This is a genomic window from Gemmatimonadota bacterium (genome assembly GCA_016713785.1).
Classification (GTDB): Bacteria; Gemmatimonadota; Gemmatimonadetes; order Gemmatimonadales; family GWC2-71-9; genus JADJOM01.
Genome location: JADJOM010000002.1, coordinates 152925 through 176262 on the forward strand (window position 1 = coordinate 152925; position 23338 = coordinate 176262).

The window sequence follows — 23338 nt, forward strand, 5'->3', positions numbered from 1 at the left end:
GCGGTAGGGCGGTAAGGCGGTAAGGCGGTAGGGCGGTAGGGCGGTAAGGCGGTAGGGCGGTAAGGCGGTAGCGAGAGGCGAGCCTGGATGGGGTGCGGGCAGCCCGCCTCACGTTGAGTTTACCGCCCTACCGCCCTACCGCCTTACCGCTACGGTTTGTAGATCGCCGTCAGCGCCGCGGCGAGGCCCAGCACCGGATAGAGCAGGAACAGCGGCTTGGCCAGCGCGGGCTTCCGGTAGGGCAGCAGGACCGCGAAGGAGAGCACGATCCAGATCCCGAGCTTGATGAACACCCAGCTCGGGAAGGGCCACTGCACCTTGAGGCGGGCCAGCAGCCCGAAGCCGCCCAGCAGGACGAGGAACGCGGCGGTGCCGTGCAGGGCGGAGAGGAGCTTCCGGTGGGGATTGCTCTCCCGGGTGCCCCCCGCCGCGACGACCATCGCGACACCACCAAAGGACACAAACAGCAGCATGATCGCGGCCAGGTGAATGGCGCGGTAGAGTTCGGCGGGTATCATGGCCGGAGAAGCTAATCACGACTTCCGCTGCCGGGAATATCCCCACGCCGAACCTTCGACAGCCTCCCCACCGTAAAGAATCGACCCCGAAACGGGGAACAGTTGGGCAGGCCCCTCCCTCGCTACCCCACCCAGGAGACATTCGATGGCGGATGCCATGGATGCCGCGACCGCGTCGATGGTCCGGAACCTCGCAGAGAAGACTGGCAAGACGCTCGACCAGTGGGTCGCGGTCGTGCGGAAACTCGGCGACCGGAAGCACGGCGAGCTGGTCGCCCACCTCAAGGAGCACCACGACCTGGGCCACGGCTACGCCAACCTGGTGGTCCACGCCGCCAAGGGTGGACTGGCCAAGCCCGCCGGCGAGGCCGCGGACGACCTCGTGGCGGCGCAGTTCGCCGGTGACAAGGCCGCGCTCCGGCCGATCTACGACCGGCTGGTCGCGGAGCTCCAGAGGTTCGGCGGTGACGTGGAGCTGGCGCCCAAGAAGGCATACGTCTCGGTCCGGCGCGCGAAGCAGTTCGCCATCCTGCAGCCGAGCACCAAGTCGCGGTTCGATGTGGGCATCAACCTGAAGGGCGTGGCACCCAAGGGCCGGCTCGAGGCCTCCGGCTCCTTCAACAGCATGTGCACGCACCGGGTGCGAGTGGAGCAACTGGCGCAGGTGGACAAGGAACTGGTGGGCTGGCTGCGGCAGGCGTATGATGCGGCGGGGTGAGTTGCCCACCTTCCATGCTGGAGCCCGGAGGCACCCATGCGCAGAGCCGCGCGGCGCCGCCCCACCGACGACCTCGAGACCCTCCCCTCGATCGGGCCGAGCCTCGCGCAGGACCTGCGCGACCTGGGCGTGACCTCCGTGGCCGCCCTGCGCCGCCGCAACCCCGAGCGGCTCTACACGGCCCTCATCGCGCTGCGGGGCCAGCACCAGGATCGCTGCGTCCTGTACAGCTTCCGCTGCGCCACCTACGCGGCCCGCACCGCGCGACCGCGCCCCGAGTTGCTCCTGTGGTGGAACTGGAAGGGCCGCACCCTGGCCGGACGGTAGCGCCGCTTCGGCCGCCGCTCAGCGCAGCACCGTGGCGAGGATCGCCCGCGCCTCCGCGACGATCCGCCCCAGGTGCCCGGCGTCCACCAGGCTCTCCGCGTACAGCTTGTAGACGTTCTCGGTCCCGCTGGGCCGCGCCGCGAACCAGCCGTTGGCCGTGGCCACCTTGAGCCCGCCGATGGGCGCGTCGTTCCCCGGCGCGCGGGTGAGCCGCGCGGTGATCGGGTCGCCGGCGAGCGTCGCGGCGGTGACCGCCTCCGCGGTGAGTCGCTTGAACCCCGCCTTCTCCGCCGCGGTGCACGGGGTGTCGATCCGGGTGTAGACCGGGGCGCCGTAGTGCCCGGTGATCTCGCGATAGTGCTCCCCCGGATCGCGGCCGGTGACCGCGGTGATCTCCGCCGCCAGCAGGCCGAGCAGGATGCCGTCCTTGTCGGTGGTCCAGACCGTGCCGTCGCGGCGCAGGAAGCTGGCGCCCGCGCTCTCCTCCCCGCCGAAGCAGACCGTGCCGTCGAACAGCCCCGGCGTGAACCACTTGAAGCCGACGGGCACCTCCAGCAGCCGCCGCCCCATCCCTTCCACCACCCGGTCGATGATCATGCTCGACACCAGCGTCTTCCCCACCGCCGCGCTCCGCGGCCAGCCCGGGCGGTTGGCCAGCAGGTAGCGGATGGCCACCGCCAGGAAGTGGTTGGGGTTGAGCAGGCCGGCGGAGCGCGTCACGATGCCGTGCCGGTCGGCGTCGGGGTCATTGCCGCAGGCCACGTCGAAGCGGTCCTTGAGCCCGACCAGCCCCGCCATCGCGGCGGTGCTGGAGCAGTCCATGCGGATCTTGCCGTCGTGGTCCACGGTCATGAAGCCGAATCGGGGGTCGACCACCCGGTTGACGATGGTCAGGTCGAGGCCGTACCGCTCGCCGATCAGCTCCCCACGCCGCGAGCGCGCTGCCGCCCATCGGGTCCACGCCGATCCGGAGCCTCGCCGCGCGGATGGCGTCGAGGTCGATCACGGCGGCGAGGTCCGCGACGTACGCCGCCACCAGGTCGGTGGGCCGCGCGTCGGGCCGCCCGCCCCGCAGCACGTCCGGCTCCGCCTTGGCGCCGGCGAGGATGGCGTTGGCGCGGTTCTGCACCCACCCCGTCACGTCGGTGTCGGCCGGGCCGCCGTTGGGCGGGTTGTACTTGAAGCCGCCATCCTCCGGGGGATTGTGCGAGGGGGTGATGACGATCCCGTCCGCCTCCGGTTCGCCGGGCCGGCGCCGCGCGTTGTGGCCCAGGATGGCGTGCGAGATCACCGGCGTCGGGGCGTAGCCATCGGCCGGCTGCACCACCACGTCCACCCCGTGCGCCAGCAGCACCTCGAGCGCGGTGCGTTCCGCCGCGCGCGACAGCGCGTGGGTGTCCTTCCCGAGGAACAGCGGGCCGGTGGTCCCCTGGGCCGCGCGATACTCGGCGATGGCTTGGCTGATGGCCCGGATGTGCGCCGCGGTGAAGGTGCCGTTGCCCGGCGTCCCGCGGTGCCCGCTGGTGCCGAAGCTCACGCGTTGCGCCGGGTCGGCGAGGTCGGGGAGGCGCTCCTGATAGTCGCGCTCCAGCTGCGCGACGTCGATCAGCAGCGCCTCGGGGGCGGGCTGGCCTGCGAGTGGGTGCACTACAGCGCCCACCCTCTCCGGGGAACCGGCCGCAGCCACTCCTCCGCCAGCTTCACGTTGGTCACGTTCCCGCTCTCCGGATCCACCGCCAGCGGCTGGCCGGCGCGCACCGCCAGGCAGCCGAAGAGCACCATCTCGGTGAGCGGACCCGCGTGGCCCGCGAACGTGGAGAGGTTGGGCGCGCCGCCCTTCATGGCGCGGATCCACTCCGCGTACACCCCGGGCGACCGCTCGTACTTCACCGCCGGCGGGTTGGCCTTGAGCTCGGCGTCCTTCGCCGGGTCGAGCAGCCGCGGGTTGTCGCCGTACATGCCGGCCAGGATCGCGCCGCTCGTGCCCACCCACATCTGGCCGCCGATCTCCTCGGGGGCCAGCTCAGGGTGTCGGGGAGTCCGGCGGGGCGGGGGGGCCAGAGCCCGCCGTCGCGCCAGTACACCGTCACCGGGCCGCGATCGCCGCGGGCGGGGAAGCTGTAGGTCACCCGCGAGGACTTGGGCGCGGTCTCCTCGTACAGCTTGGTGGTCTCCGGCTCCACGCGGGTCGGGTAGCGCAGGTCGAGGGCCCAGAAGGCGGCGTCCATCCCGTGGCAGGCCATGTCGCCCAGGGCGCCGGTGCCGAAGTCCCACCAGCCGCGCCAGTTGAAGGGCGCGTACGCCGGGCTGTAGGGCCGCTCCGGCGCGGGGCCGAGCCAGAGGTTCCAGTCCATCGTCGGGGGGACGTTGTGCGCCTGCGTGGGGCGGTCGATGCCCTGGGGCCAGATGGGGCGGTTGGTCCAGTAGTGGATCTCGCGCACCGGGCCGATCACGCCGGCCTCCACCCACTCGCGCAGCTGGCGGGTGCCCTCGTTGGTGTGGCCCTGGTTCCCCATCTGGGTGCACTGCTTCGGGCGGCGCGCCGCCTCCGCCATCACCGCGCGCACCTCGCCCATGGTGCGGGCCAGCGGCTTCTGGCAGTAGACGTGCTTCCCGGCGCGCAGCGCCAGCAGCGTGGCGGCGGCGTGGCTGTGGTCGGGGGTGGAGACCGTCACCGCGTCGATGCTGCGGGCTTCCTTGTCGAGCATCTCGCGGTAGTCGCGGTAGCGGCGCGCCTTGGGGTAGCTCTTGAAGGCGTCGGCGGCGGCGTTCCAGTCCACGTCGCAGAGCGCCACCAGGTTCTCCCCTCCATGCCGCGCACGTCGTTGCGGCCCATGACGCCCACGCCGATGCAGGCCACGTTGAGCGTGTCGCTCGGCGCGCGGTAGCCGCGGCCCAGCACGTGGCGCGGGACGATATGGAACAGGCCGGCGGCGCCGGCGGCGCTGTGGACGAACTCGCGGCGTGAGGGCTTCGCGCGACCCATGCAGGGGCTCCAGGGACGGGGCGGGGAGTGACGGCGGACGTGGCAGGGGAAGATGCAGCGGAAACGGGCCCGGGGCGAGGGCCTGGGCCCCCCACCCGGGAGTGTCAGTTTCTCTGTGTATGAGCCTGGTTCACTGCCATGCCGGGACCCGGTCCCCGAAGAGGAGCCGGATGTGCCGCAGCGCCTCCACCCAGTGCTGCGGCGTGCCGAGCTTCGCCTGCGCGTTCCGCAGCGCCAGGTACAGCAGTTTGCTCGCCGCCTCCGCGGAGGGGAAGTGCCCCCGCACCTTGAGGCTCTTCCGCAGCGTCCGGTGCAGGCTCTCGATCGCGTTGGTCGAGTAGAGCAGCCGCCGGACCGGCACCGGGTACGCCAGCGCCGGGGCCAGCCGCTCCCAGTGCCGCTGCCACAGCGCCGTGATCTCCGAATGTGCCTGGCCCAAGGGACTCGCGGCCCAGGCGGCGAGGGCCTGCTGCGCGGCCGCCTCGCCTGGCGCCTGGTAGATCCCCGCAGGGCGCTCGCCACCGCCTTCCGCTCCCGCCAGTTCACCTGCGCCAGGCTCTGCCGCACCAGGTGCACCACGCACTGGTGCACCACCGTCTGGGGAAAGACCGCGTGGATGGCGTCCGGAAAGCCGGGCAGCCCATCCACCAGCGCGATCAGGATGTCCTGCACCCCGCGCCCCTGCAGGTCGCTCAGCACCCGCTGCCAGAAGGCCGCCCCCTCCGCCGCCGCGAGCCAGAAACCCAGCACCTCCTTCTCGCCGCTCGGCCGGATGCCCAGCGCCAGGTAGATCACCTGCTGCTGCACCAGCCCCTCGGTCCGGATCTTCACGCGGAGCCCGTCGAGCACGACGGCGATGTACACCGGCTCCAGCGGCCGCTGCTGCCACGCCGCCGCCTCGGCCAGCACCGCGTCGGTCACCGCCGTGATCACCGCCGGCGACACCTCCACCTGGTAGCACTCCTCCAGGTGCGCCTGCAGCTCCCGCACCGTCAGGCCCCGGGCGTAGAGCGACAGGACCTTCTGGTCGAAGCCCGGCAGCCGGCGCACCCCTTGGGCACGAAGGCCGGGGTGAAGCTCCCCTCCCGGTCCCGCGGGATCGCCAGCGGCAGCGCCCCCTCGTCGGTCAGCACCGTCTTGGGCGTGGTCCCGTTCCGGGCATTGCCGTCGGGCCCGCGGCCGGCCCCCGGGGCGTACCCCAGGTGCTCGGTCAGCTCCGCCTGCAGCACCCGCTCGACCATCCGCTGTTTCAGCCGCCGGAACACCGCCTCGAGCTGCTCCGGCGTCTGCACCTGGGCCAGCAGGGTCTCCAGGGCCGCCGCCTCCTGCGGGTCCGCGGCCGGGCGCTTCTTCCGTGCCATATCCCCTCCTCCCTCCCTAGGATATGGCTCATACACAAACTTTCAAACACTCCCCCACCCGGCCTGCCGGCGGCCTCCCGCCGCCGTTTCCCGGCACGCGGACGCGTATCACGGACCGCGGGCTCCGCTCCACTGCATGACGCAGGCGTTCAACGCACCCCCGTCTCCTTCCACGGGCCCTCCGGCGACATTTCCTGTCCGCTTTTATCGCACAACCCGGCACCTGGTACCCATCACGCACTTCCGCGGAAATTTTTTTGCATTGCGCGTGGCATACATTCACCGCACGGTTCCCTTCACGGGCCTCCCCGTGACCTTCACCGCACCGCGAAGGAGCAAAACACCGACGCTCGTGACATTCACTGGCCGGAGAATTCGTCCAACTCATCGCCTGTCCGCATTCACGCCCTGCAGCAGACGTTTTATGCACGACACCTTCCATTTATTCATTGCGAAAGCCCTCCCACGCCCTGCAGCCGCCATCCCTCGTACTTCTCACTGCCCACCTCCCCCTTCTGTTCACTCTCCTCCCTCTTCTCTCTTCCCTCTTCCCGCTTCCCTCGTCCCTCTTCCTTCTTCCCTCTTCCCTCTTCCCTCTTCCCTCTTCCCTCTTCCCTCTTCCCTCTTCCCTCTTCCCTCTTCCCTCTTCCCTCTTCCCTCTTCCCTCTTCCCTCTTCCCTCTTCCCTCTTCCCTCTTCCCTCTTCCCGCCCCCCACCCGGCCGTGCGCCCAAGGTTCCTTCACGATCTTCTCCCCGTCTCCTTCACCGCCCGCCGGTACGTTCGGTGGACAATCCCGACAATCCGTCCGGCGCCATCCCATGAAGGAGATCGCCATGTCATTCCGTTCCCTGACCCTGGGCCTGTTCGCCGGCGTGGTGCTGGGCGGCGCGGGCCTGGCCGCGCAGGCCACCCCCGCCGCTCCCGCCCGAACCGCCCGGCCGGCCGAGCCGATCCAGCCCATCGTGGCGCCGCGGATCACCCACCCGGCCAAGGTGGAGCTGGGCAAGAAGCTCTTCTTCGACCCGCGGCTGTCGCGCTCCGGCTTCATCTCCTGCAACAGCTGCCACAACCTCAGCATGGGCGGCAGCGACAACCTCGAGACCTCGATCGGCGACCACTGGCAGCGCGGCCCGATCAACGCCCCGACGGTGCTCAACTCGAGCATGAACCTGGCGCAGTTCTGGGATGGCCGGGCGGCGAGCCTGCAGGAGCAGGCCGGCGGCCCGATCGCCAACCCGGGCGAGATGGCGCTGTCGCACGGGCTGGCGCTCGACGTGCTGCGCTCGATCCCGCAGTACGTGGTGGAGTTCAACGGGGTGTTCGGCAACCCGGACATCACCATCGCCCAGGTCACCGAGGCGATCGCGGCGTTCGAGGCCACCCTGGTGACGCCCGACAGCCGCTTCGACCAGTACCTGCGCGGCAACCGCCGGGCCATCAACCCGCAGGAGCGGGCGGGGTACGAGCTGTTCAAGTCGAGCGGCTGCGTGGCCTGCCACCATGGGCCGGCGGTGGGCGGGGCGTCGTTCCAGAAGATGGGGCTGTTCGGCACCTACGAGACCCAGAGCACCGCCATCGGCCGTGCGGCGGTGACCGGCAAGGACGCCGACCGGATGACCTTCAAGGTGCCGACGCTCCGCAACGTGGAACTCACCTATCCGTACTTCCATGACGGCGCCGCGCACACCATGGAAGACGCGGTGATGGTGATGGGGCGGCTGCAGGTGGGGCGGGAGTTCACGCCGCTCGAGGTGGCGCAGATCGTGGCGTTCCTGCGGACGCTGACGGGCAAGCAGCCGGCGATCACCATCCCGATCCTGCCGCCGTCGTCGAGCATCACCCCGCGGCCGACGCCGTTCGGGAACTAGGCGGCTCGGCGGTCGGAGCACGGCTGATGGCGTGGCGGCCCGGGCCCACGTGCCCCCGCCGCGGCCTGCCAGTCATCAGCTTTGGCATGCCGCTCTGGGGGCACGTGGTCCCAGCCCTGGCACTGACGGCGGCGCTGCACTTGCCGCCGACCCTCTCTGGGGGCACGCGGTCCCGGGCCCGGCAGGGACGGCGGCGCTGCATTGACCGCCGACCCTCGGGTAGCCCCGTCGCCGCGTGCCAAAGCCGACGACTGGCACGCGCCAGAGGGGGTACCCGGGGGGAGGCCCCGGTCCCGCAGCGGCACGGCGGGACAGCGAACGGGGCGGGCCACTGGGTGGCCCGCCCCGTTCTGTCCTGCCGTCCAGCGCCTGGCGCTTACTTGCCGAGCGGGATCGCGAACACCGCGGTGATCGGGATCAGGTTGGTCGAGGACGGATCGCTCTGGATCGAGATGTAGCGCGCCTCGATGGCGATCTTGAGCTTGCCACCGGTGCTGATCAGGATGCCGGCGCCGCCGCCGAAGCCCAGGTCGGCTTCGGAATCGAAGTCCGCGACCTTGAGGCTGAAGTAGCCCACCGAGCCGATGACGTACGGGGTGATGCTCTTGCTGCCCTTGAACATGTAGGTCACGTTGCCCACGCCGCTGAACAGCTTGACCTTCTCGCTCGCGCCCTCGATGGGCAGCTGGGCGTAGATCACGTCACCCCGGAAACCCAGGTTCGACGGGAGGATGTACCACAGCACGCCGGCGCCGTGCCAGCCGGTGTTCGTGATGTCCGCAGCATCCCCGGTGGGGAGGACCGCGCCGCCGCCGGCGCCCACGACCAGGGTCTGCGCCTGCGCCGAGCTGGCGCCAACGACCAGCGCGAGGGCGGCCGCCGCGAGAACGGAAGTCACACGCTTCATAACCACTCCTGTTGGGAGAGCTCCGGAGGGTGACCGGACGGGGCGTCCGGACCCGGATTGCGCATAAGACTGGGCAGGAGGGTCTGAAGCGTTCAGGAAGGTGGTTTCCAGATGTGATAAAGGAGTACCGGAGTCGGAATCCGGTACTCCTTTCGGCGTCCGCCGGGGGGGGGGGCGGGAAGGCGATTCGGCGGTTCGTGATTCGTGGGGTGCGTGGGTCGCTCCCTAGGCACCTGCTCTGCCGCGGGCCAGTCGGCGGCGTTGGCACGAAGCGATGGGGGCATCCGGGGGGTCGGTCCCTGTGTATCACGGCGAGGGCTCCGACCTCCGCCCGAACCGGCGGCCTGTCGGCGTCTCCTGATAGTCCTACTTCGGGAGGTCCGCCACCGCTTGCCGGTCTGCGCTTCCTAGTGGTCCTACTTCGGGGAGGTCCGCCCTCAACCCTGATCCTCCGATCCTGAGCGGCCCTGAAACGGGGGAAGGGTCACGGTAGCCGCGAGGTGAGCCAGCGCCAACGCACAGAGGCCACCTGCCAGCCGCATGGAGTGGCCTGACATCCTTCCGGAAGCGGCCTGACATCTAGGGCACCTTGCCAACTACGGGCCTCGGGCCGCCTATCTGCGGATCCTGTAGCTCACCGGCCGTTGCCCTGCCGCATACGCATACGCATACGCATTCCATGGCAGCCGCCATAGTGCGCGCATGCCGCAAGGGCGAGCGCCGTGGACGCCATGGTGCGGCCGGCCTCGACACCGCGACCGCGCGGGCATGGCCACTCCTGCGAGCTGGCATGCCGAGCTAGTAGTGCTCTACTCCATCCTGCCGGACGATCGCTCTCGTAGCTGGATCAAAGTAGAGCTGATACCGGAACATGCCACGGGAATCATAGATGTTGAGGTAGACCACATCCGTTTCCCTTAGCGCCTGCCCATCGAGGAAGAACAGCGTGAAGAGGTGCCGGGCTAGAGGCTCATCGATCTCATCTTCCCCCACGCTGCGTGCGGACAGATACAGCTGATCATCGATGGCCACCTCGACACGCGATCCCCACTGCGCGCGGATTGCATCGAGGCGCATCTCATCTCCTGGTGCAGCACTGCTGCAGCCCGCCAGGACCAGCAACAAGTGGGCGCCACCCAGCCAGCTCCGCCCACGACTCACCCACTGGCTCCGCCTCATCCTCCGGTCTCCTCGTGACAACGCAAGTGTGCGTGGTGCGACACCACGATCCTACCTGCATGACCTTCCTGTGATGGCCGCAGCGATCCCCCGTGCGTTGTTGAACACATCCCTGGCACTGAACGCCCAGGCAGTCTTCCCGGTGAGGCGGCTGCCCAAGTTCGGCAGGTCATGCCTCACTAAACCTTCCAGTTCATTCAGCAGCCCGAACTGCCACGCGAGGAATGGCCCGAACTGTCGGGTCGCCTCGTACGAGCCATGGAAATGCCTCTCGGACGACAGTGCCTCTCCCCGAAAGAGGTGGTGCATCACTGGCCTCATGCTATGAAACCACTCGTAGGTGTCAACGGGGTTGAACACAGCTACTACTAAAGGGGTGGGCGCAAGAGGTTCGGCGGGGCACCCAGTGTGCGACCGACTCTTTGTCGGAGAACCTCCAGCGGGGCTCCTACGCCGACTCCGTGTCGTGTCCCCTGGCGCGAGTGGGTTCCAGTATGGTTGCTCGGGAGCGGAGAACGTTCCCTCTTTGTCTTCTTCCGATCGACAAGTCCAATTCTCGTCGTAGCCCTCCAGATGGACGTCGGTGCAACGAGGCTCCAGCCCGGAGGGGTCGGTCAGGTTCACCGGATCATTCCCTGCATACGCGTACACATTCAGGCCGCCCGCGATCCCGATCGGGTCCTCGCTGATCCACCGCCCCAGGGCGGGGTCGTAGTAGCGCGCCCGCATGTAGTAGAGCCCGCTCTCGCCGTCATACTCCCGCCCGGCAAAGTGATAGCGGACCACGATGCCGGTATCGGCCACGGCGTCGCCCCAGGGCGCCTCGGCAAATTCCTTGACCTTGGCCCCGGTGCGGAACCGGGCCAGGCCGCGCACGGTGCCGTTGATCGGGTCGAGGATCGCCGCAAGGGTGTCGACGACCGGGGTCGTGGCCCGGAGGGCCAGGAGCCGGTCCACCCCGCCGGGGTACCAGTTGAATTGGTGGTGGTGCAAGCCAAGGTCAAGGCCGCTGCGGAGTACTCGACTGTGCCCAGCAGGGGTGGTCAACAGCTAGCGGACGTCCGGGGGCGCAGACTTGACCGACTCCGGCTCCCCGCGCGATCGATGCTCGAACCACATGGCCAAGCCGAAGCACGCCAGAAAGTAGATGACCATTCCCACCGCGGCTCGAGTCCAGGCCAACCGCTGCCAGCCAGCGATCATTCCCAGCGCCCCGGAGAGCAGGCCTACGAGCAGTGCGGGCCACCTTGCTCTGACCGTCGCAGCGATCAGTGTTCTCACTGCGAGGGTCCTTCAGGGCGCGAGTGCGTGTCGCTGAGATTGGTGGAATGCCGCCACCAGGTTGGAAAACAGGCAACCCGTCTACGACAGCCCTGGCCGACCTGAACCCGTGAGGCGCAGTGATGCCCTATTCCAGGATGACCACCAAGGTGGCCACGGCGAACTCCGATGGGTCGCTTGGCCGCCGCCCACTGATGCTTATCCCGGTTGGGAGTACATAGTTCAGGAGCCATTCATGCAGTGCGGGTACAGGCACCACGCGGGCCCATTCTCTGGCGTTGAGGAGTACGGCCTGCTCAGAATGTTCCCGCGCGGGTTCAGCAATGAGGGCCCCGATCGTTGAGCCTGGGCCGAGGAGGGCCCTCGCCTCCCCAAGGTGGCGAGCGATGGCACCTTGCTCTGTAAGTGACTCACACTCTAGGGTTAGAAGAAGTGCGTGACCTGTTGCAGTGCAACGCACTGGCTTAGCGGCACTCACGAGGGCATGCAGTGCTGCGCCGAAGCCAGGTGCTACGCTGTTGTTGACCCGAATCTCTGCCGCCTGCGTGTCAATGGAGCTACCTGCCGCAAGTGCGGCCGCTACCAAAGCCACCTCAGCGGCAAGTTCGCGATGACTGTTCTGGTCCGCTCCGGGCGAGAATGGCATGCTAGGCGTCCCGGCAGGAATGAGCGCGATCCAGAAAAGGAAGTTGGAAATCTGGAGCATGGGCGCTGTGGCGTTTCTGGACATTCTGGCCCTCAGGGTGTAGGGGCGTATCCCTCGAAGACGGCATGCCCACTTGCACAATGGACAAAAGCCTGTGCCCTGAGGCTCATGAGCAGCGCCTGAGGACCGACCGGACCAAAGTACGTTCCTCGATATACCCCAACCCCGCCGAGCACCTTCACTCGAAGAGGACCGATCTTGAAATAGTCGTTGATCGCAACCCGCTGGACCGAGAACACCCCCCGCTGGGAAGGCGGGGGGACATCGATCACTGCCACATACTCGATGCTTCCAACCGCACATCCCTTCCAGGCATTCTTCCGCCCGGTCGCAATAACGATCGGTGGTGCGCCGCCCGCGCCCGTGCTGCGATATGGGTTCCACGGTGGATTGTCCTTCCACGCATCCGGGATTTCCCCGCCACATCGCAGTCGGTACCAAGGATCTGTGGACAGGATCCAACCGCTGTCGCAAGCCCCCTTGTTCTGGCCGGTATCCCCGAACACCTCAAGAGTGTCCATGGGCAACGGGCAGCCACCCGGTGTGCCCGGAGGCTTTCTCAGGTCGCACCGTGGATCCAGTCCTGAAGGGTCCCTCCCATTGACCGGATCATTCCCCGCATACGCGTACACATTGAGCCCGCCCGCGATCCCGATCGGGTCCTCGCTGATCCACCGCCCCAGGGCGGGTTCGTAGTACCGCGCCCGCATGTAGTAGAGCCCGCTCTCGCTGTCGTACTCCCGCCCGGCGAAGTGATACCGGACCACGAGGCCGGTATCGGCCACCGCGTCGCCCCAGGGCGCCTCGGCAAATTCCTTGACCTTGGCCCCGGTGCGGAACCGGGCCAGGCCGCGCACGGTGCCGTTGATCGGGTCGAGGATCGCCGCCAGGGTGTCGACGACCGGGGTGGTGGCCCGGAGGGCCAGGAGCCGGTCCACGCCGCCGGGATGACGGGCGCATTCGGGGCGGCGCAGGCCAAGCTCAAGGCCGCTGCGGGATGTTCGTGCGGCTGGGGGAATGGTCCTGAGGCGGGCGGCGCTGCCTGCGACGGCTCCTATCAGCGGCTTGCTAGTCACGGTTCCGGGCGATACTGCTCCAGAAACTCCCGCGACAGGCGCTGGTACGCTGGGTAGAGCGCCAACGCCATAAAGGATCCCGTGACGATGGCACAGAACGCTGCCGCGAGCAACTGGGCCTTCACGGGCTCTTCCGGATACAACAACACGCTCAAGACCACGGCAAGCGGGCTGGCAATGGCGACGCCTACCGGCACAAGGCGGCGGCGCGATAATGTGTGCGGATCCAGGAAGCCGACCACCGCCCCGGTGAATCCCGAGAAGGCGTAGTACAGCAGCATCGCCGCCCACCATGTGAGCCCGAGGCGCCGGAGATTCTCGCCTCCCGTGAACACGGCGAGTGCGGCGACGTAGACGACGACGATGCTGGCATACCGGAGGCTCTTCCCCACGAAGAACCGCACTCGGGGCCGAGTCAGGTCCTTCGCTGCCTCCCGAGCTAGTTCAACAGGGGTTTGATGATGCATTCCATCCCCGTCTGCAAGGACGATACAGCGGTCCCTCCCCAGGGAACCCAACTTGCCGCCGCCCCTCCAACCGCCCAGAGGAAATCGCTTGTCGACTGATCGGCCGACAACGCAGCTGTTGCCGCCCCACGTGCCCTCCAAATCCCAGCTCGGAGTGCGCGCTCCGCCGCAGCCGCCCTGCCCGCTCGCGCCCCTGCAAATGTCGACTTGCCGAACAGCCTCCAGTCGGCATGTGCCATTGCCCCGGCGAACTCGGTCTGGCTGCGTGCCCAGCTACCCAGCACCTTTGCACGTTCGAGCCACCTGGCCTGGGTGAAGTCCAATGTGCCATTGATGACCAAGTTTGAGAATGCCGCGGCGCATCTCTGCCCCTGTGTCGGCTCGCCAGGACCCTCGCTTTCCTCCCCACCACCCGGGAGGTTCCGCCAGCGGTCGGGAATCTGGCCGCCAGAGCGCAGACGGACCCACTCGTCGGTGGACGAGGTCCAGCCGCTGTTGCATGGCTCCCCATTCGTGCCGTACCACGTCGGTATCCACTCCGGCTCATCATGCCTCTCCAGCGGTGGCAGGCACACCACGCCTGGATCGCAGTCCGGATCCAGCCCAGAAGGATCCCGCCCATTGACCGGATCATTCCCCGCGTACGCGTAGACGTTCAGCCCGCCCGCGATCCCGATCGGGTCCTCGCTGATCCACCGCCCCAGGGCGGGGTCGTAGTACCGCGCCCGCATGTAGTAGAGCCCGGTCTCGCTGTCGTACTCCCGCCCCGCGAAGCGGTACCGCACCACGATCCCCGTGTCGGCAACCGCGTCGCCCCAGGGCGCCTCGGTGAATTCCTTGACCTTGGCCCCGGTGCGGAACCGGGCCAGGCCGCGCACGGTGCCGTTGATCGGGTCGAGGATCGCCGCCAGGGTGTCGACTACCGGGGTGGTGGCCCGGAGGGCCAGGAGCCGGTCCACGCCCCCCGGATACCAAGCGTATTCCCGCAGCACGGTCCCCGCGGCGTTGAGGTCGAAGATGACCTGGTCGCCCTCGTATACGTAGTACTCGTCCGCGGCGGCCATCTGCTTCCGCACCCGGCGCCCGAGGGCATCATAGAACATGCTGTCCACGAGGGCGCCTGTCGAGCCGTTCCGGATGCCCCGGAGCCGGCCAAGAGCATCCCAGGAGTACTTGTACCCGGAGCCCGTCCCGCCCGGGCAGGCTCCCACCAGCCGGCAGACGATGCTCCCGATCGCATCGTAGGAGAGGTTGGTGGTGCCGAACGCGGCCAGCCGGTTCCCCGCCCCGTAGGTCGTCGTGGTACCAAGCTGGCCGCGGTTGCCGGTCGAATCGTAGGTCCAGGCGGAGTCGGTCGTGCCATTGATCACGTTCTGGCACTGGCTCCCGGTGGAGTCGCAGGCGTTGGTAAGCCGGCCCAGCCGGTCATAGCGGAATAGCCGCCGGGTGAAGGCGCCCCCCTTGGGCGACGTGCGGGTCTTGTTGCGCCCCACGGAGTCGTAGGTCATGATCGGCAATTCGAGCGCGGCAAGGTTGGTCCCGCCGGTGAAGGTCTGGCTGGTGATTCGGTGGTTGGCATCGAACCCCTGGAGCAGGCGCCAGGCATTGGCGGTGCCGCGATTGAACACCAGCGTGTCCGCGACCCAGTCGGCCGTGGTCTTGAACGTCAGGCAGCGCTTGGGATTGGCGAAGACGCAGAGGGAATCCCGGAGGCCGTTGCCCGTGGTGTACGCGAACTGGAGCAGGGAAGAGTCGGCCGCAGGGGTACTCGGTCGAAGAACGCGCCTCGTGACCCGGTCATAGGTGTCGTAGCTCAGGCTGCCGCTGTAAGTGCGGCCGTTCATGGTCTGTCGCCATGCGTCGAGGCGCCCCCGGGTATCGAGGTGGAAGCTGTCGCGGGCTACGCTGTTGTAGGCCACGTTCCACCGGCCCGCGAGGGTGTCGTACAGGAAGTAGTCGGTCGGGAAGCCCGGTCCCGCGCGCGACAGCAGCCGACCAACCTTGTCGTAGCTGAGGTCGATCACGTCACCCCGGCGGGTCCGGAACTTCCGAAGGTTGCCGCCAAGGTCGTACTTGAGGGTGTCGGCCTTGGTGGTGTCCGTGGCATCGTAGCGGGCCACGAGGGCCCCGAGGGCGTTGTAGCCGAACTTGTAGACCACCGGCGCCGCCGCCCCGCCCGGCCGGGGTGTCTCCACCCGGATCAGCGCCAGGGTCGCCGGATCGTAGGTATTGGTGACCCGATACCCCGGCGCCGCCCAGGTTGTGGTCAGGACCTGGTTCATGACGCCGTAGGCGGTGCGCGACGTCGCCGCGAGTGGCGTGATCGAACTGTCGGGCCGTCCAACCGAGTCGAGCGTGACGCGGGTTTCGATGCCTGAGGGATCCCTGACCTTGACCAGGTTGCCCCAGGAGGCGTGATAGGTGTAGCGGGTCTTGTGATTGAGGGGATCGACGACGGCGGTGTCCCGGCCGAGCGGGTCGGCGATGTGCCGCTCCACGAGCTGCCCGGTGGTGGTGTCCGGCCACGCCCCGGTCACGCCCACGTAGATGTCCTTGAGCGCCCCCTTCGGCCCACCCGCCTGTCCGGTGCCGTAGTAGTGGAAGTCGGTCCGCACCCGGTCGCCCTCGATCCAGGTGAGGTCGCTGGTCAGGGTATCGAGGTAGTGATAGTAGGTGTTCCGGCCGCCCGGACCGTCGCCGGCATAGGTCAGCTGCCCATGCCCGTTGTAGGTGAACACGGCGTAGGCCCCATTGGCCTCATCGACCCGGGTGACCCGGCCGTCACCATCCCGGGTGATCAGGGAGCGGACCCCGAACGGATCGACCACGACCGTCGGAGTGCCGTACGCGTCCTGGCTGTAGCGGACGATGGCACCCAGCGGGTCGGTCACCGATGACTTGAGCGAGGTGTCCGCCTTCACCCCGGCCTTGGGTGCGTTCAGCGCATTGCCCGGCGTCGTAGGCTGCCAGACCGTGCGCTCGGCGGGCTGAAAGGTCACCCGGGGCCGGCCGGTCGAGCCATCGAACAGGGTGACGCTCGGCGCTCGAAGGCTGTCCAGGCGATTGAGGCCGTCGTAGTACAACTCACTCACGTTGCCCCCGCGATCGGTCACGCTTGCGAGCAGGCTATTGGCCCCGTACGCCAGGCTTTCCCCGTAACCATCCGGATCCTGGATCTGGGTGATCTTGCCGCCGACGGTGGTGTACGTCACGGTCCGGAGGGCACTCGAGCCGTACTGGACTTCCACGTGATGGAGTTTGCCTGCCGTGGCGGAGCAACTCGCATTGTAGCACAGCCGCAGCACGCGGCTGGTGGGGTCGGTGATGGTGCTCAGCAGCGAGTCGTAGGGCGCCGCCAGGTAGGCGAAGAGCGTCGCGTTGCCGAAGCGATCCGACGCCCTGGTCATGAATCCGTTGGCGTTGAACTCCACCGACGATCCGTCGAGGTAGGTGCGGGTGTACTTGCCCGACTGGTACGCCAGCCGCACGCCCGGCGCACCGGCGGGCCGGGCGTAACCCGCGGCCACGCTGTCGTAGAACGCGATCGAGCCGTCACCCTCGGTGATCACGACGTCACCCGTGGCACTCCCCCGCTTGTAGAGCCGTTGATACCCCGCCAGGTCGAAGCCGGCCCCGAACGCGCTTCGGCTCTGGGCAGCGATGAGCACCTGGGTAGATACCGTATCTCCCAGGGTCACATTGCCGGGATAGTACGCCATGATCGACAGTTCCAGGGGGAAAGCCCCGGTCGAGTCGAGACTGTTCGTCGCGGCGTCGAATGCAGCGGCGATGCGGGTCTGGCCCGAGGCATGGGCCGCGAAGTACGCGATGGTGGCGCCGTTGAGCAGCGTGAACCAGCTTCCCACCCCGCTGCGCCGGACCTGGATCGAATAGGCGGTGGGAAGGGTGGCGCCAGCGGACAGGGTCAGGTCAATCGGAATGACGGGCGTGGGCTTGTGCGTCTGGCTGTTGTAGGCCAGGGTCAGCGCCCGCGGGGCACCGAGGGAGAAGTACGCGGGGGTGGCGTGCGCGTACACGGCATCGAAGCAGCTCGCCACGCACTTCGCCACATCGCGGTAAGTCGCGTTGTGCGGCGTCAGCGCGATGACCGGAGGCGCCGGGCCCGTCGAGAGCACCGTGTACCATCCGTCGTCGCTGGCCGTCCCGGTGGCGCTCAGGGTCAGGGTGCCGCTGCCCACCGCGCCGGTGCTGTAGGTGGCCGTGACGGTGATCTCCTCGAGATCATCGAAGGAGTAGGAGGGAATGCTCAGGCCGGTGCAGGTCAAGGGCCCGGTCGTTGCGCAGGAAAAGGTGACTGCCCTGGAGCCCGGAGCGGTGTTGGCCACGGTAAAGGCAAGCGTCTGGCCGCTGCTCCCCGAGGGGGCAGAGGCGCTGCCGTTGTCCGGCGTCACCACGATGGCTCCGCCACCACCGCCCCCGCCCGCGAGCGGCGCCTCGATCTGGGCGCGGAGTGGGGCGGCGCTGGCGCCGACGAGGACCAGGGCGGCCGCGAGGGTCCAACAGGAGAACGCGACGTTCGCGGGACGATGCACCGGGAAGCTCCGGAGTGGGGATGCCTCCCTGACAAGACAAGCAACGTGCCACCGTCGTGCGGCCCCAAGTCGTTTCCGTGGCGGCACTTGGCAATCGCGCCGCCGGTTTGTCGCAGCGACAGCGGCCCGCCGTGCGACAAACGGTGCGACACCGTGCGACTAGTTCAGTCCTGTACCACCCGCGGGGCTCACCGGCGGCTGGATGCCCAGGCGCTTGAGGCGGCGGTACAATGTGGCCCGGTGCACCCCGAGCAGCACCGCGACCCGGTCCACGTTCCAATCCTGCTCCTCGCAACAGGCCACCAGTTCCGCCCGCTGGTACTGCAGCCCGGGATCCTCGGGGCAACGCATGCGGTCCTGGCGGGCCCCCTCATCCGCCATATCGAGCGCTTCGCACAACGTGGCCGGCGTGAGGGGGCCCACCGGCTGCAGGGTGGCGGCCCGGGCCACCACATGGCGAAGCTCCCGGACATTCCCGGGCCAGGGGTAGCGCTCGAGCACGGTCCGGGTGCCAGGCTCCAGCACGGCGCCAAGCCGGCGCGCAAAGTGCTCGGCCAGCGGCCACACATCCTCGGGCCGCTCCCGTAGCGCCTGCAGCCGGATCACCACCCCGCCCAGCCGGTGCACGAGGTCAGCCCGGATGGGCAGGCCACCGGAGGCGCCCTCCAGGTCCTGGACCGCGGCGAGCAGCCGCACCGACACCCGGTGCACGGCGGTCTCCCCGACGCGCGAGAACTGGCCGGTCTCCGCCACGCGCAGCAGGGCCCGCTGGCCGGCGATCGGCAGGCTGGCGAGTTCGTCGAGAAACAGGGTCCCGCGATCGGCGGCCTCGAAGTACCCAGGGACGGTGTCGACCGCGCTCGTGAAGGCGCCGCGCCGATGGCCGAACAGCTCGCGGATCACCATGTCGGCCGGCAGCGCCCCACAATTGACCTCGACCATCCGCCCGTCCCGGGCACTCCAGGCGTGAATCGCCTGCGCCAGCACCTCCTTGCCGGTGCCGGTGGGACCGACGAGCAGAATCGGGAGGCTGGTGCCCGCGAAGGCCCGTGCCCGCTCCACCGCCCGGCGCATGGAGGGCGACACGGCGATGATAGGTGAGTCCTCGGGAACGGAAGGGCGGAGGGCCGGCGCCCTGCCTTCCGTCGGTCCCCCGGGCTTTCCGACGACGGTCATGGCGCGCCTACCGCCGGCAGAGTGAGCGCCATCAGGCGGCTTGCTCCTGCGTTCCCGGAGTCGAGGAGGGATGGACGGGGGCGTGCGGCGGGGCGGAACGACGGATGGGCGGACGGCGGGAGGGGCGGGCAAAGAGACATCAGGAGGACGGACCACCAACGCAGGCAGAGGCGCACCGGGGCTCCGGATTCGGGATGCCCATTCCTTATGTCAGGAGATGTGCCGCGCGCGTCAAACCACGGAGTTGTTGTGGCGGAATGACTTGGGCGCCGACCCGGGCCGGGGCAACTGTCTCAGTGAGACAGTTCACCGCCCAGATGAGACAGTTCGGGCGTCCGGCCGCCGAGCCGCCTATCCTACGCCGTCTTTCCCTCACCCTCCCCGCGGAACACCAGTGCAAAGATGATGAGGATCACGGCCGCGCCCACGGCGGGCCGGAGCCAGATGGCGTGCCAGTCGTGGCCCGTTCCCGCCGAGTTGACGAACTGCTGCACCACCAGCCCCGAGGCGAAGCTGCCGATCAGGTAGCCCACGCCCTGGGTAATGAAGGTGAGGAACCCCTGCGCCGCGGCCCGGACCTTGAGCCCCGCCTGCTGGTCCACGTAGATCTGCCCGGTGACGAAGAAGAAGTCGTAGCAGACCCCGTGCAGCAGGATGCCGAGGTACAGCATCCACGCCCCGCCGCCGGTGTCGCCGTTGGCGAACAGCAGGTAGCGCGCGCCCCACGCCGCCATGCCCACCAGCAGGATGACCTTGGTGCCGAACCGCGCCAGCACCACCGGCAGCAGCACCATGAACAGGATCTCCGACACCTGGCCCAGCGTCATCTTGCTGGCCGGCGCCACCATGCCGATCTCGTTCAGGAAGAGGTTGGTGAAGGCGTAGTAGAACTGCAGCGGGATGCACAGCAGGAAGCTCCCCAGCACGAACGCCGCGAACGACCGGTTCTTCATGAGCGCCAGGGCGTCGAGCCCGAGCACGTCGCGCACGCCGAGGGGCTTGCCGGCGGCGTGCGGCGGGGTGTCCGGCAGCGCCAGCGAGAACAGCCCCAGCAACACCGACGCGCCGGCCGCCAGCTGCATGGGCACCGCGCTGGCCTCGAGCCCCAGCTGCCCCACCACCTGCCCCGCCACGATCCACCCGATGGTGCCGAGCACCCGCACCAGGGGGAACTCCTTGGCCGGGTCCTGCATGTTGTCGAAGGCGAGGCTGTTGGTGAGCGCCAGCGTCGGCGCGTAGCACAGCGCGTAGCCGATCAAGAGCGGGTAGAACCGCCCGAAGCTCGGCTCCTGCGAGGCCCAGAAGATGATCCCCGCGCCCGCCAGGTGCAGGATGGCCAGGATCTTCTGGGTGGCGAAGAAGCGGTCGGCGATCATCCCCACGAAGAACGGGGCGATGATCGCCCCGATGGCCATGGTGCCGTACGCCGCGCCGATCTGCGGCCCGTCGAAGTTGAGGGTCTGGCCCAGGTAGGTGCCCAGCGTGACGAACCACGCCCCCCAGATGAAGTACTGGAGGAACATCATGAGGGAAAGCTTGGCTCGGATCATGGGAGCTCGCGGAGGCGGATGTGCCGGAACGCCACGCGGTCGCCGTGGTCCTGCAGCGCGATGTGGCCCCGCGCCGCCCGGCCGTAGCCGGGCCACTGGGCGAACTTGCTCGCCGCCACCTTGGCGGTCCAGTCGGCGCTGCCCAGCTCGTAGCTCACCACCCGCTGGCCGTTCAACCAGTGCTCCACCTGGCTGCCGCGCACCACGATCCGCGCGGTGTTCCACTCGCCCGCCGGCTTCACCACCCCCGCCGGCCCGGCGTAGAGGCCGTAGCAGGCGCCGGCGGCGGTGAGGCGGTTGAGGCCATCGGCGTGGGCCGCGTCGTCGAGGATCTGCATCTCGGGCCCGGTGTGGTAGCTGTACTCCCCCTCCTCGGTGACCCGGTACATCACGCCGCTGTTGCCCCCGGGCGCCACCTGCCACTCGAGCTCCAGCTCGAAGCTGCCGTACTCCCCGACCGTGATGATGTCCCCGCCCTCGCCGGTGCGGGTGAGCGCGCCGTCGACGACGGTCCACCCCGCGGGCACGGTGGCCTGGTGATAGCCGCGCCAGCCGGCGGTGCTCCGGCCATCGAACAGGCTGGTCCAGCCCCCGGCGCGCAGGGCAATGGAGGCCTCGCCACCCATGGCGGGGGTGCCGGCGCCGGCACAGGAGCAGAGGAGGAACAGCGGGACGACACACAACCAGGGTGCGCGCGGAAGGCGCATGCAGGGCTCGGCGGGGTGGAGACGGTCGTTACGATACGTCCCCGGCCGACGAGACGAAAGGGGCGACCGGAACCCAGCGCGTCACCGCCCGCTGCAGCGCCTCGCGCGAGACGGGCTTGGAAACGAAGTCATCCATCCCCGCGGCGAGGCACTTCTCCCGGTCGCCGCTCATGGCATTGGCGGTGAGGGCCACGATCGGCAGGTGCCGTCCTTCGGGTTCCGCCGCCCGGATCTCGCGGGTGGCCTGGTAGCCATCGAGCACAGGCATCAGGCAGTCCATGAACACCATCGCGAAGCGCTCGCGGCCCACCCGCTCCACCGCCTCGCGGCCGTGCTCGGCCACCACGACGTCGCACCCGCACTGGGCCAGGAAGCGCTCCGCCAGGTACCGGTTGAGCGGATCGTCCTCCACCAGCAGCACCCGCACCGCCTCCGCCCCATGCGCCGCGGCCGCCGGCGGCGGCGCCACCGATGGCGCCCGCTCCACGGCGCGGATCGCCGCCGCCGCCGTCACCGGGCCGAAGGGCAGCACCACCCAGAACGTGCTCCCCTGGCCGGGATGGCTCTCCACCCCGACCTCGCCCCCCATCAGCTCGGCGAGCATGCGCGAGATGGCCAGGCCGAGCCCGGTGCCGCCGAAGCGCCGGGTGGTGGAGCCGTCGGCCTGGGTGAAGGGCTGGAACAGCCGCGCCAGCGTGTCGGCGTCGATCCCCGGCCCGGTGTCCTCGACCTCGAAGCGGATGCGGCAGCCCTCCGCGCTGGCGTGCAGGGTGCGCACCCGCAGCGTGACGCCGCCCCGCGCGGTGAACTTGACCGCGTTGCCGAGCAGGTTGGTGAGGACCTGGCGCACCCGCCCCGCGTCGCCCAGCACCAGCCGCGGCACGTCGGGGTCGGGCACCAGCGCCAGCGCGAGCTGCTTGCGGGCCGCCTCCGGCCGCAGCGGGCCCAGGGTGCCCTCGAGCAGCGCGGGGAGGTCGAACGGCTTCGGGTCGAGGGTGAGCTTGCCCGCCTCCACCCGCGAGAAGTCCAGGATGTCGTTGATGATGCCGAGCAAGGCCTCGCCGGAGCCGCGCAGCAGCCGGACGTACTCGGCCTGCTCGCTGCTGAGCCGGGTGTCGGCCAGGAGCGCGGCCATCCCGATGACGCCGTTCATCGGGGTGCGGATCTCGTGGCTCATGTTGGCCAGGAACTGGCCCTTCACCCGGCTCGCCTCCTCGGCCCGCTCGCGCGCCGCCTCGAGCTCTTCCCCGCGCTCTTCCAGCTCGCGGATCAGGTCGGTGGCCACCTTCACCACGCCGGCGGTGCGCCGGCGCAGCTGCTCCACCCGCCGGGCGTTGAGGGCGAAGTACCCGTGCCCGACCAGCAGGATCCCGATCCGCGCCGCTTCCGCGGCCCAGTCGGGGTGGTGCTGCCCCACGGCGATGGCCCAGCCGAGCAGGCCGAGGTAGCAGGCGAGGGCCATCACGCCGAACCAGAGCACCGCCCGCTGTCCCACCGTGGCCATGTCGGCGCCCCGCACCAGGAGCGCCACGAAGAACCAGCTCGCGGTGCCGCCCGTGAAGTGCATCAGCAGGGCGATGAAGCCGAGGTCGATGGCGAGGAAGACGTTGCCGAGGTGGAGCCGGGCGCCCGGCCGGTACCAGCGCACCAGCGCCAGCCAGCTGAGCCCCACGTAGACCAGGGTCAGGAGCCCAACGCCCAGCAGGCCGGTCCGGGCCACGTCCTGGCCGGCCAGGTGGTCGTAGAGCAGCGCCACGCCGGCGAGCAGCGGCATGCCGATGGCCCGCAGCCGCGGCACGTCCATGGTTTGGACCTGCCGGTCGCGCTCCGCCTTGCGGCGGCCGGCCTCCTCGGCGTCGAGGAAGACCATGTCGCGCGCCAGCTGCAGGGCGCGGGTATCGAAGGCCAGGCTGGTCCGCTGTCGGGGCATCCAGCCCAGTATCGGCGGCGGGCCCCG

14 protein-coding genes and 3 pseudogenes are annotated in these 23338 nt (G+C 69.1%); 3 read left to right on the forward strand and 14 right to left on the reverse strand.

The window, feature by feature from the left end:
• Nucleotides 1-149: 149 nt before the first annotated feature.
• Nucleotides 150-518 (reverse strand): hypothetical protein, encoded by a 369-nt coding sequence (locus IPJ95_05045; protein ID MBK7922988.1) that lies wholly within the window; start codon nt 516-518, stop codon nt 150-152.
• 157 nt (nt 519-675) lie between these two features.
• Here IPJ95_05045 and IPJ95_05050 point away from each other — a divergent pair, with 157 nt between their 5' ends.
• Both IPJ95_05050 and IPJ95_05055 read left to right on the forward strand, forming a co-directional pair.
• Nucleotides 676-1236 carry a DUF4287 domain-containing protein gene (locus tag IPJ95_05050; GenBank protein MBK7922989.1) on the forward strand — a complete coding sequence of 187 codons (561 nt, stop codon included), beginning with the start codon at nt 676-678 and terminating at the stop codon, nt 1234-1236.
• A gap of 36 nt (nt 1237-1272) precedes the next feature.
• Nucleotides 1273-1563 (forward strand): DUF4332 domain-containing protein, encoded by a 291-nt coding sequence (locus IPJ95_05055; GenBank protein MBK7922990.1) that lies wholly within the window; start codon nt 1273-1275, stop codon nt 1561-1563.
• Nucleotides 1564-1581: 18 nt separating this feature from the next.
• Here the strand turns inward: IPJ95_05055 and IPJ95_05060 are convergent.
• From IPJ95_05060 to IPJ95_05075, 4 genes and pseudogenes are all read right to left on the reverse strand, one after another.
• Nucleotides 1582-3211: pseudogene (locus IPJ95_05060) on the reverse strand (alpha-D-glucose phosphate-specific phosphoglucomutase).
• Nucleotides 3211-4549 (reverse strand): annotated as a pseudogene (locus IPJ95_05065) (Gfo/Idh/MocA family oxidoreductase). Before IPJ95_05065 ends, IPJ95_05060 begins: the two co-directional pseudogenes overlap by 1 nt.
• A gap of 130 nt (nt 4550-4679) precedes the next feature.
• Nucleotides 4680-5910 (reverse strand): annotated as a pseudogene (locus tag IPJ95_05070) (IS256 family transposase).
• 446 nt (nt 5911-6356) lie between these two features.
• A complete protein-coding gene (locus tag IPJ95_05075; protein MBK7922991.1) occupies nt 6357-6746 on the reverse strand; it encodes a hypothetical protein in 390 nt (129 codons plus the stop codon).
• Between IPJ95_05075 and IPJ95_05080 the strand changes: the two genes are divergently transcribed.
• A complete protein-coding gene (locus tag IPJ95_05080; GenBank protein ID MBK7922992.1) occupies nt 6745-7779 on the forward strand; it encodes a cytochrome-c peroxidase in 1035 nt (344 codons plus the stop codon). The genes IPJ95_05075 and IPJ95_05080 overlap by 2 nt on opposite strands.
• 376 nt (nt 7780-8155) lie before the next feature.
• On the opposite strand, the gene IPJ95_05085 is transcribed toward IPJ95_05080, so the two are convergent.
• From IPJ95_05085 to IPJ95_05125, 9 genes are all read right to left on the reverse strand, one after another.
• A complete protein-coding gene (locus tag IPJ95_05085) occupies nt 8156-8686 on the reverse strand; it encodes an outer membrane beta-barrel protein (protein ID MBK7922993.1) in 531 nt (176 codons plus the stop codon).
• A gap of 798 nt (nt 8687-9484) precedes the next feature.
• Nucleotides 9485-9763, reverse strand: coding sequence for a hypothetical protein (locus IPJ95_05090; GenBank protein ID MBK7922994.1), 279 nt, complete (start codon nt 9761-9763; stop codon nt 9485-9487).
• Between the two features lie 153 nt (nt 9764-9916).
• The gene (locus tag IPJ95_05095; protein ID MBK7922995.1) at nt 9917-10822 is read right to left on the reverse strand and encodes an RHS repeat-associated core domain-containing protein; all 906 of its coding nucleotides are present in this window, start codon (nt 10820-10822) and stop codon (nt 9917-9919) included.
• 1062 nt (nt 10823-11884) lie between these two features.
• Nucleotides 11885-13222, reverse strand: coding sequence for an RHS repeat-associated core domain-containing protein (locus tag IPJ95_05100; protein MBK7922996.1), 1338 nt, complete (start codon nt 13220-13222; stop codon nt 11885-11887).
• A 145-nt stretch (nt 13223-13367) separates the two neighbouring features.
• Nucleotides 13368-17948: an RHS repeat-associated core domain-containing protein gene (locus IPJ95_05105; protein ID MBK7922997.1), complete on the reverse strand. Its 4581-nt coding sequence runs from the start codon at nt 17946-17948 to the stop codon at nt 13368-13370.
• 159 nt (nt 17949-18107) lie between these two features.
• Complete coding sequence (locus IPJ95_05110; protein MBK7922998.1) at nt 18108-19034, reverse strand: sigma 54-interacting transcriptional regulator; 927 nt, start codon at nt 19032-19034, stop codon at nt 18108-18110.
• A 446-nt stretch (nt 19035-19480) separates the two neighbouring features.
• The gene (locus IPJ95_05115; GenBank protein MBK7922999.1) at nt 19481-20674 is read right to left on the reverse strand and encodes a nucleoside permease; all 1194 of its coding nucleotides are present in this window, start codon (nt 20672-20674) and stop codon (nt 19481-19483) included.
• Nucleotides 20671-21300, reverse strand: coding sequence for a DUF1080 domain-containing protein (locus IPJ95_05120; GenBank protein MBK7923000.1), 630 nt, complete (start codon nt 21298-21300; stop codon nt 20671-20673). Before IPJ95_05120 ends, IPJ95_05115 begins: the two co-directional genes overlap by 4 nt.
• Before the next feature lie 109 nt (nt 21301-21409).
• Nucleotides 21410-23311, reverse strand: coding sequence for a response regulator (locus IPJ95_05125; protein ID MBK7923001.1), 1902 nt, complete (start codon nt 23309-23311; stop codon nt 21410-21412).
• Nucleotides 23312-23338: the final 27 nt, after the last annotated feature.

What these genes read in the sequence shown, in the direction of transcription:
- IPJ95_05045 (MBK7922988.1), bottom strand. Translation starts at nt 518, where the DNA reads ATGATACCCGCCGAACTCTACCGCGCCATTCACCTGGCCGCGATCATG.
- IPJ95_05050 (MBK7922989.1), top strand. Translation starts at nt 676, where the DNA reads ATGGATGCCGCGACCGCGTCGATGGTCCGGAACCTCGCAGAGAAGACT.
- IPJ95_05055 (MBK7922990.1), top strand. Translation starts at nt 1,273, where the DNA reads ATGCGCAGAGCCGCGCGGCGCCGCCCCACCGACGACCTCGAGACCCTC.
- IPJ95_05080 (MBK7922992.1), top strand. Translation starts at nt 6,745, where the DNA reads ATGTCATTCCGTTCCCTGACCCTGGGCCTGTTCGCCGGCGTGGTGCTG.
- IPJ95_05075 (MBK7922991.1), bottom strand. Translation starts at nt 6,746, where the DNA reads ATGGCGATCTCCTTCATGGGATGGCGCCGGACGGATTGTCGGGATTGT.
- IPJ95_05085 (MBK7922993.1), bottom strand. Translation starts at nt 8,686, where the DNA reads ATGAAGCGTGTGACTTCCGTTCTCGCGGCGGCCGCCCTCGCGCTGGTC.
- IPJ95_05090 (MBK7922994.1), bottom strand. Translation starts at nt 9,763, where the DNA reads ATGCGCCTCGATGCAATCCGCGCGCAGTGGGGATCGCGTGTCGAGGTG.
- IPJ95_05100 (MBK7922996.1), bottom strand. Translation starts at nt 13,222, where the DNA reads ATGGTGGGCGGCGATGCTGCTGTACTACGCCTTCTCGGGATTCACCGG.
- IPJ95_05115 (MBK7922999.1), bottom strand. Translation starts at nt 20,674, where the DNA reads ATGATCCGAGCCAAGCTTTCCCTCATGATGTTCCTCCAGTACTTCATC.
- IPJ95_05120 (MBK7923000.1), bottom strand. Translation starts at nt 21,300, where the DNA reads ATGGGTGGCGAGGCCTCCATTGCCCTGCGCGCCGGGGGCTGGACCAGC.
- IPJ95_05125 (MBK7923001.1), bottom strand. Translation starts at nt 23,311, where the DNA reads ATGCCCCGACAGCGGACCAGCCTGGCCTTCGATACCCGCGCCCTGCAG.